Here is a 352-nt window from a genome sequence, read left to right on the forward strand (position 1 = left end):
GCCATTAGCTCAGTTGGTAGAGCATCTGACTTTTAATCAGAGGGTCGAAGGTTCGAGTCCTTCATGGCTCACCATGTAACGCGGGTGTGGCGGAATTGGCAGACGCGCTAGACTTAGGATCTAGTGTCTTATGACGTGGGGGTTCAAGTCCCTTCACCCGCATTATACAGGATAGTTATCCTGTATGCGGAAGTAGTTCAGTGGTAGAACACCACCTTGCCAAGGTGGGGGTCGCGGGTTCGAATCCCGTCTTCCGCTCCAACTATACCATCCACGCCGGGGTGGTGGAATTGGCAGACACACAGGACTTAAAATCCTGCGGTAGGTGACTACCGTGCCGGTTCAAGTCCGG

2 tRNA genes are annotated in these 352 nt (G+C 53.4%); both read left to right on the top strand.

The features are described 5' to 3' along the window. The first annotated feature begins 80 nt into the window (after nt 1-80). A tRNA-Leu gene (locus G9F48_RS19340) sits at nt 81-162 on the top strand. A 24-nt stretch (nt 163-186) separates the two neighbouring features. Then, nucleotides 187-261, top strand: a tRNA-Gly gene (locus G9F48_RS19345). Nucleotides 262-352: the final 91 nt, after the last annotated feature.

Source organism: Bacillus sp. EKM420B, from assembly GCF_011065565.1.
GTDB lineage: Bacteria > Bacillota > Bacilli > Bacillales > Bacillaceae > Bacillus > Bacillus velezensis.